Source organism: Methylobacter svalbardensis (assembly GCF_037671525.1).
In the GTDB taxonomy this organism is placed as follows: domain Bacteria; phylum Pseudomonadota; class Gammaproteobacteria; order Methylococcales; family Methylomonadaceae; genus Methylobacter_A; species Methylobacter_A svalbardensis.
In genome coordinates this window covers 1-7,821 of sequence record NZ_JAWPOH010000098.1, presented here as the reverse complement: position 1 = coordinate 7,821, position 7,821 = coordinate 1, and the positions used below count along the sequence as shown (strand labels likewise).

The window sequence follows — 7,821 nt, the reverse complement described above, 5'->3', positions numbered from 1 at the left end:
CTTTCAAGACGTATATGCAAGATGCCAGTAAAGTTTTGTGTGTCATGAAGAAAATGCGTGAAGATTTCGCAATCCCTGCGTGAATTTTACTGTAGTGGCTTGGAAATTATTTACCTGAGAAACTATACATGCTGGAAGTTATGAATGCCTGGGAGCGTTATCAGCAGTTGCAATTCTGGTGGATGCACCTGATGACATTCATATGGTTTATATTTACCCTCATTTTATTTGTGCTTGAGCCCTTATTTTTACATCGTTGGTTTCATGAACAAGCTTTAAAAGACAGTGCAAAATCTTTTTCCCTGGTTCACACATTACACAAGATTTTGTTAATGCTGAGTTTGCTCGCTGTATTTGGAGCGGTGGCAGGTGCGCATGGATTCCAATGGGGGGGATAATCAGAAGGGAAGCGCTCTACTTTGAAAAAAGCGCTGATAGACACAAATATTTGTTGGATAAATTGTGTAAAATCACATCGGAAAATGAGCAGAAACAAGGGTGTTGTTACGAGTGCTAACCTTGGCTAATCGGCTGTGTAACTTTAGCCATCAACCTGTAAATATAAAAAAATGATATTTGAACACGACAAAAAATCAGGAAAGATCACTGCTATTTTGAATGCTGATCATTCAAGCCTGCTTTACGAATGCACCCCTAGCGTCTGTATGAATCCGGTTTGTGATTGTAATGAAGTATTTCTAAATTTTGAACGATCGGGTGAAGAGCATAATGTTGGATTCAATATAAAAGACAGAGCCTTAATTGAGCGCGAAAATGTTTCCATCATTGATGGCTTTGCTAATCAAGTTTTTGACCTGCTGGATGAGTCAGATTTCAAGGTTTTAAATAGCATATATTGGTCGCATAAACGATCTGGCTGCGAAACTGCGGACTACTCGCAATTAAAAGTTGAGTTCCCAAAAGATGAAATTGAACGGGAAGGCATTATGATTACCTATAATCAAGTGCTTCCGTATGCCGACACATTTAATTTTAGGCTTGATGGCAAACGCTATGCAGTAGAAGATAATTATTGCGTCAAGAATAAATGTCACTGCACCGAAGCGGTGCTTTGCTTTTATCCTGTTGTGAATGACGACGCAGGTGAGGACACACTCGCGGAAGTGGGTGATCTGGCTTATTCCATATGGGTCAACTATCAATCAAAAACCTGGACGCTTAATGATAAATCGCAGACTAACGATATTGATACTACTCAAGCGCAGTCCATATTGGAAAGTAGCTACACCGAATTTTATCAGTTATTACGTCAGCATCATCAGCAGTTAAAACTGCTATACAGCAACTACCTGAAAATAATACAGCCAGAAAAAAGCCAAAAAGTAGGACGAAATGAACCGTGCCCCTGCGGATCAGGCAAAAAATATAAAAAGTGTTGTGGAGCAGAAGGTGCTTTATTGGCTTAAACTACCTTTTTTGCTTCTCATTATAAAAAATCTAATGATGGCCGATAGCGTAATTTTTAGTGTCGTTGGCTTTTTAAAACCTTTCAAGAAGACTGGCTTGAAGCAAAAAAATACTATGAAGAAATGCTATCCAAGTCGCAAAGAAATGGCTTCATTTGGTTAGTTTTCGACAGAATTATTTAGCGAGTTGTTTAAATGAATCTGATCATTCACATTAACATGTGACGTATCAATAATATAACCGACTACAACCAATTAATTTAAAGTAAAATGAGTTTTTTTACCCATTAACTAATATCAATGACAGATTTACAAAATAAAACACCCGAAGAACTACAAGTAATAATTGCAGAAGCACAAGCACTGTTGGAAGCGCTGCATCACAGTAAACATAAAGCAGTAATTGCGCAAATTAAAGAACTGGCTCATTCAATTGGCGTAACAGTAGATATTCACGACGACGGTAAGAAGACAAGCAAAAGAGCTGGAGCTAGTGTGCCACCAAAATATCGTCATCCTGACAATCATTCTGAAACATGGACAGGTCGAGGTATGACGCCAAAATGGTTAAAATCGTTAATTGCTGAAGGTCGTCACAAAGACGATTTTTTGATCAACGACTAGCAGCTGTATTGGGAAGCAGATATGGATACTTTTTTTGTATTCTGGATTTACGGTACCCTGGTATTTATAGTTGCTCTACCTCATGTGCTATTGATGGCCCCAAACATAAAAGTTATTGTGCAGAATGCACTTATTTTAGGTGTGTTAAAAAGTGTCCGCATTGTGCCGAAATAATCAAAGTTGAAGTAAATGTTTGTTGATATTGTGGGCATGATATCTATCGCTATACTGGAGCGTCCCAATATTTGAAATTCATTCAGTAAAATTAAGGAGTTTGGCTAGGCGCTTGATTTTTTAATCCATTAGCTACATTTTTGATCTTTGCTTGCATGTCCGGTGGCAATGAATTCAAGAAACTCTCTGGATCAGTTTGAGCTTTTAGCATCATAGCTTCCATTTTTTTGGGGTCCCCCTCTGTTTGTTGTATCAGAATAGGCAACACATCCGCAGCAATATTATAGAGCTCTTGCTTGGCATTCCCACCCACAGCCTCCAAAGCTTTTTGATCAGCCTCCATGCCAGTATTAGTCTTCATAGAATCGCAATTTTGATTTCTGAGGCAGTCTTGCGTTTTCTGTAACGCAGAGCTTATATCATCATCCGCGCAAACGTTTTGAAACGACATGCTTACGACAAGTAAGGTTGCAAACAAATTGAGCTTGAGCATTATGGGCCTCATTACAGTTAAACGAAATAAAATAGCTTGTAGATCATAGTGGGCAGCCTATAAAAGGGTAGAAGGAATTCAAGGAACAAAGCCTACGATAATATGAATTATCAGTTTAGTTTTTGATAACATCAGCAATATTGTATAAATTGTTGAAACAGGAGAAATCTATGCAGGACTCAATGGTTACGACAGCACTCGCCTTGCCAGGCTATAAAATTGTCCGCAATATTGGCGTAGTGCGTGGCATCACTGTTCGCTCTCGATCAATCGTGGGTAACTTCTTTGGAGGGTTGCAATCAATATTTGGTGGAAACATCACAATTTATACCAATTTATGCGAACGGGCTCGATCTGATACTTACCAACTAATGTGTGAACATGCTCAAAAGCATGGAGCAAATGCCATCATTTCGGTGCGGTATGACGCAACTGAACTCATGCCTGGCCTTACTGAGGTGTTGTGCTACGGAACTGCGGTCATTGTTGAGCCGGAGACCCACTAATTGAAGTGAGGCCATAGGCTGGATTGTATTCAATTTGATCATAGCTTCGGAGTCAGGTTTGCGCCCCAGTATTCACTTGAGCGGCAGATTCACCTGCTGAAAAAACCAAGCTATCTTTATCATCGCCAGCGTATCGCGCTCACAATAGTCCAGCAGTCCCTGCCGCAAGGTTTTCCGTCGCTCGTCGGTTGTCTTGGGATCGATTATCTCCTGAAAAGCCCCTTGCGCCATCCTGCCATCGGCTACCATGAGGTCATCGTAAGCCAGCTCAGGTGCGATGGTCGGCAGTATTGACTTGATGGACCAGGAACCGTGTTGATCAGGATGGTAATAATGCGCACGCGCAATGGGTAGTAGATCGACGATGCGCACTATAACGTCATTTACAGACACAGCCAATTCAGGGAACAATGCCGCCATTTCACGTAAACGGCTGCGTTCAAAATCAGCGCTGTAAACAAAAATAGCACCTACTTTACCTAGAATTGGCAGCAGGTTGTCAATAAAGGCACGACGTGGATCACCAGCACCCTCGGCCAGAAACGCCTGATGATCTAATTGTCCATTTGCATCTTCAATATGACATGACCACTGAAAGGGTACTTGTGTAACAAATGGTCGGGTGCCAGCCCATATTGGTACGGCAGGTGCGTTGGTTTCAAAGTCGAGGTAAAAACGCGGATAATCCAAATCCACTAATTGACTGCGAGCGATAGGGTCAAGAAAAGTAACGCCGCTGAGTACACTGGTATGGACACGCTGGTGCAGATGTTTCGTCAATCTTTCTTTGGGCACTTGGCGTAAATCATCATAGCCTTCTGTCCTTAACTGCGCCGCCAGACCGTTGTGATGAGGTAAGTCTTCCGGCGGATAAGCAATCTGTACTTTATTTTCCATGGTGGCAGAATTGCAATGCCCGAAAAAAGGACAGGTAAACGGTATTTGGCATTGTGGGCCAGGAGGAATTATGGGTTCATCACCGCTCAGAGTCGTCTGCGCGGCAGCTACCCAGTCAGGTACTTCGTCCAGTAAAGGTGCGAGTTTAGTTGTGATGGAGACTTCCTTGAGTAGGCCTCGATAATCACCATTTCCCGAATAAACGAAACGGGTATCGATATGAACGATGGCCGTATCGATTACCGTTAAACCATTTTTCTGTACTACCCAGCTCTGGATAGCAGCATCAATCAAGTGATAGTTTTTGACCGATGCAGATGATTTTACTTCGACCAAGCGATAGCCGTCCGCTTCTGGCAATAATAAATCAGCGCGGATTAACAGACCGCCATGTTCAAAGGTTGCTTCAAAGATAGGCCGCGTAGGGGATGTCAACAGGATTTCTGAGGTATCGCGTAACGCCTGTTGTATATTGTTACCTTCAATCAGTACGCCATCAGGATATAGCGAGCGCGCAATTTCGCCAATCCGATTGCCAGTATTGAAGCGAGCCTGAGTAGTAGGGTCGGTAACGGATAGTAGCTTCGGTTTATAAATTTGTAGCCATAAACGTTTTGGACATTGGCGGTGCGCCAGTAAGCGTGATTTAGAAAGCCCTGGCATGGTACGTCCTTGGCAATGTAATGCTCGTATGATCGATCATGAACAGTCCTTGAAGGATATAACTTAATCTTAAAATGGTGGGCGAAAAGCTTGCAGAGTAATGGTCATAAGCTAAGACGTTAGTAAACGACGAAGTACCTTGTGATTATAATCCTTGCAATTAAGGAATAAAAATCCATAATTGCAATGATGATAACACGTAGACTGCAACCCACGCTCGAACATCTGCTGGACAATTATCCGGCTGTTGCCCTATTGGGTCCAAGGCAAGCAGGTAAAACTACGCTGGCTCAAGATATTGCTGCTCAGCGTCCTGCTATCTATCTTGATCTGGAATCCACAGCCGACCAAGCCAAGTTGCAACATGCAGAACTGTATTTGGCAGACCACCAAGACAAACTGGTGATCCTCGATGAAGTCCAACGAGCGCCTGGCTTGTTTCAAAACTTACGCGGCTTGATTGATCAGGGGCGTCGACAAGGTCTGCGTACAGGTCGTTTTTTGCTACTGGGTTCAGCATCCATTGAGTTGCTGCAACAGTCCAGTGAAACCCTGGCTGGTCGGATTTCTTATCTTGAACTTACACCGTTTGATGCACTGGAGTTAGCCGTAGAGCAAACTGAAACGCTATGGCTACGAGGCGGCTTTCCCGACAGTATCTTAGCCCGCAACGATGCTATCAGTCTAAAGTGGCGACAGGATTTTATTCGTACCTACCTGGAGCGAGACATCCCGCAGCTCGGTCCCCGTATTCCGGCGGAAACCTTACGGCGATTCTGGAGCATGTTAGCGCATAATCAGGGCGAGTTGTTAAACGCCGCCAAACTGGCAGCAGCCTTGGGCGTAGATGGTAAAACCATCGCCCGCTATCTGGATTTACTGGTCGATTTATTGTTGGTGCGCCGACTTAAACCCTGGCACAGCAACAGTGGCAAGCGTTTAGTCAAATCGCCGAAAACTTACGTTAGGGATAGCGGTATTGCTCATGCTCTATTGGGCATCGGTGACAAGGAAGCGCTGCTTGGGCATCCCGTTTGTGGTAAAAGTTGGGAAGGCTTTGTGATTGAAAACTGTCTGTCCGTTGCCCCGCAGCACACTGAAGCCAGTTTTTATCGAAGCAGCGCCGGAGCAGAATGCGATCTGCTGCTGACTTTTCCTGATCAAACCACCTGGGCGATTGAAATAAAACGCAGTTTATCGCCCAGTCTGCAAAAAGGCTTTTACTTTGCTCAGGAGGACATCCAGCCGGCGCAAAGCTTTTTGGTTTATCCAGGGACTGAAACGTATTCCATAGCGGAGGGTGTTAAAGCCATTGGTTTGATAGCAATGTTGAGTCTGATTGCAGGTAAGAGCTGAGTCTCCCTGTTTCGTTATCTAAAGCCAAACGGCATCAGGTCGCCAAAAAATAAATCATCAAAATCATCGTGACCAGCATTTTTGGGGATTTTATAGCTTTTTAACCATGCTTTAAGCGAGGCAGGATTATGGAATATTTCCAGCTCGTTTTGAATGGCAGTGATTTCGGCCTGTAATTCTTGAATATCTTTAGCCAGTCCAGACATCAATTGTTTAGGCGTTAACAGTGCATAGAAGGGCAGGCTCAAATTCAATTTAAACATACTTTCAATATGATGAGTTTCTTGGTCCAATTCAGCCAGTTGCTCTTTTAGAATCTTATTGAAGTATTTTAGACGGCTGTCCGCAATTTGACTCAAATGCTCAGGGTCAATTTGCTCTATCTCCAGCTGTAATTCGAGTAGCAGCAATAAATCTTTTTTACCGTAAGCCGTATTTACGCGCTGCATCAACTCTGTTTTGCGTTTACGCTCTTCTTCATCCGGTTCGCGGTCAGGATGCAGTACTGCGACTAACTTACGATACACCTCTCGAACCGACTTACTTGCTAATTCCTCTTCTTCTAGCTGGCGAGCCTCCTTTTCCAATTGCTTTTTAGTCTTTTTACGTTGGTTAACAGGCGCTGATTGATCCTGTGATTGAGCTTCTGCTTGTGCGTGCAGTTTTTCCTGCAAGTACGCTTGAAATTTTTCAGGCGAACTTACATCAATATCATCGCCCAAATCCACATTAAACATACTTTGCGCAATGTTCTTCATGAGATCGCCAACAGTTGATTCAGTCTCTTGATTAAGAATGTCGTAATCATTGTCACTGTATTTGTTGAACAGGGGCTTCAGGTCATCTTTATTAAATTCCGCAATTAAATTCTCAGATAGTTCACAAATAAGATGCTTTATTTTCAACTTATCGGTTTTTTTGAACAAGGGCATGTCAAAAAATTGGTCCAATAACTGCACCCATTCAGCTTTATGGTTACTTAAAGCTTCTTCCAGGGGTTCGTACTCCTGCTCAAATTTTTGATGGTAGTATAGTGGACCCCGAATTCCGGACAATAGTTTAAGCTATGCTCTGTCGAAAAATGAGAAGCAGGAAATGAGCGAAAGCAAACGGAAGATTTTTACAGGGGCGCAAAAAGCCAAAATTGCATTGGAAGCGGTTAAAGGTACAAAGACAATCAATGAAATCGCTCAAGAAAACAGCGTGCATCCTACCCAGGTCAGTCAATGGAAAAAGGACTTGCAGGATAATGCCAGCAGCTTGTTTGAAGGCAAACGAGGGCCGAAGCCGACCAATGCACAGAGCGATCCGGATCGGCTGTATGCCAAAATCGGGCAGTTGAATATGGAGTTGGATTGGCTTAAAAAAAAGTCTGGGATCAGCCTATAGAGGAGCGACACACATGGATAGCGCCGGATGATGCGATGGCGCTATCCCTGCAATGCAAGCTGCTCAAGGTCACTCGCTCAGTCGTGTATGCGCGTGAAAAGCGTCTGCTGCAAGCCATTGATAAGGATGAATGCCTGTTGTTGCAATTGCTGGATGACGAGTACACACGGCATCCTTTTTATGGCTCACGGCGCATGACGAAATACTTATGTGGACTTGGGCACAGGGTTAATCGCAAACGAGTTCAGCGCTTGATGCAAACGCTAGGCTTGGCCGGTATGGCACCTGGCCC

At 43.5% G+C, this 7,821-nt stretch carries 10 protein-coding genes; 7 read left to right on the top strand and 3 right to left on the bottom strand.

Going from position 1 to position 7,821, the window contains the following annotated elements:
- The first annotated feature begins 128 nt into the window (after positions 1 to 128).
- The 3 genes from RW114_RS19035 (at position 129) to RW114_RS19025 (ending at position 2,051) form a co-directional block, all read left to right on the top strand.
- Entirely contained in the window at positions 129 to 398 is a 270-nt protein-coding gene (locus RW114_RS19035; protein WP_340124327.1) for a hypothetical protein, read from the top strand.
- Between the two features lie 171 nt (positions 399 to 569).
- Positions 570 to 1,427 (top strand): SEC-C metal-binding domain-containing protein, encoded by an 858-nt coding sequence (locus RW114_RS19030; RefSeq protein WP_340124326.1) that lies wholly within the window; start codon positions 570 to 572, stop codon positions 1,425 to 1,427.
- 300 nt (positions 1,428 to 1,727) lie between these two features.
- A complete protein-coding gene (locus RW114_RS19025) occupies positions 1,728 to 2,051 on the top strand; it encodes an H-NS histone family protein (RefSeq protein WP_340124325.1) in 324 nt (107 codons plus the stop codon).
- 265 nt (positions 2,052 to 2,316) lie between these two features.
- Here RW114_RS19025 and RW114_RS19020 read toward each other — a convergent pair whose 3' ends face one another.
- Positions 2,317 to 2,718 (bottom strand): hypothetical protein, encoded by a 402-nt coding sequence (locus RW114_RS19020; protein WP_340124324.1) that lies wholly within the window; start codon positions 2,716 to 2,718, stop codon positions 2,317 to 2,319.
- Positions 2,719 to 2,888: 170 nt separating this feature from the next.
- Between RW114_RS19020 and RW114_RS19015 the strand changes: the two genes are divergently transcribed.
- A complete protein-coding gene (locus RW114_RS19015) occupies positions 2,889 to 3,224 on the top strand; it encodes a YbjQ family protein (RefSeq protein ID WP_340124323.1) in 336 nt (111 codons plus the stop codon).
- 72 nt (positions 3,225 to 3,296) lie between these two features.
- On the opposite strand, the gene RW114_RS19010 is transcribed toward RW114_RS19015, so the two are convergent.
- Positions 3,297 to 4,784, bottom strand: coding sequence for a DUF2779 domain-containing protein (locus RW114_RS19010; protein ID WP_340124322.1), 1,488 nt, complete (start codon positions 4,782 to 4,784; stop codon positions 3,297 to 3,299).
- A gap of 189 nt (positions 4,785 to 4,973) precedes the next feature.
- On the opposite strand from RW114_RS19010, the gene RW114_RS19005 reads away from it, so the two are divergent.
- Positions 4,974 to 6,140, top strand: coding sequence for an ATP-binding protein (locus RW114_RS19005; RefSeq protein WP_340124321.1), 1,167 nt, complete (start codon positions 4,974 to 4,976; stop codon positions 6,138 to 6,140).
- Between the two features lie 14 nt (positions 6,141 to 6,154).
- Here RW114_RS19005 and RW114_RS19000 read toward each other — a convergent pair whose 3' ends face one another.
- Entirely contained in the window at positions 6,155 to 7,195 is a 1,041-nt protein-coding gene (locus tag RW114_RS19000; protein WP_340124320.1) for a hypothetical protein, read from the bottom strand.
- Between the two features lie 40 nt (positions 7,196 to 7,235).
- Here RW114_RS19000 and RW114_RS18995 point away from each other — a divergent pair, with 40 nt between their 5' ends.
- The gene (locus RW114_RS18995) at positions 7,236 to 7,529 is read left to right on the top strand and encodes a transposase (protein ID WP_340124319.1); all 294 of its coding nucleotides are present in this window, start codon (positions 7,236 to 7,238) and stop codon (positions 7,527 to 7,529) included.
- A 35-nt stretch (positions 7,530 to 7,564) separates the two neighbouring features.
- The coding region (locus tag RW114_RS18990; RefSeq protein WP_340124318.1) for an IS3 family transposase at positions 7,565 to 7,821 on the top strand (257 nt) is incomplete at its 3' end.